The organism is Psychrobacter sp. GW64-MNA-CIBAN-0177 (assembly GCF_040309585.1).
In the GTDB taxonomy this organism is placed as follows: domain Bacteria; phylum Pseudomonadota; class Gammaproteobacteria; order Pseudomonadales; family Moraxellaceae; genus Psychrobacter; species Psychrobacter okhotskensis.
The window spans coordinates 1-248 of record NZ_JBEOOY010000490.1 but is presented as its reverse complement, the minus strand read 5'-3'; the positions used below and the strand labels follow the sequence as shown (position 1 = coordinate 248).

Genomic DNA, 248 nt, shown 5'->3' with positions numbered 1-248 from the left:
ATGTACCAGTGATGCCCATGGTCAGCTCAAATACAGCCGTATCAGTGTTGGCATACTTGGCGTAAAGCACTTCGCCTTGCTCAGTGACTTTAATTTCTCCATGCAATGTACCCGCTGGTTGTGCGGCAATCGCGTTATGCGTTGATCCGCCACCACGACTCACTGAGCCACCACGACCATGGAACAAGCGTGTTTTAATACCGTATTCTTCAGCGATACGATTGATAGTTTGCTGCGCGCTATACAGC

At 49.6% G+C, this 248-nt stretch carries 1 protein-coding gene; it reads right to left on the bottom strand.

All coding sequences use genetic code 11. The features are described from left to right. A partial coding sequence (locus tag AAEY79_RS15940) for a phosphoenolpyruvate carboxylase (protein ID WP_352289647.1) occupies positions 1 to 248 on the bottom strand: 248 nt, incomplete at both ends.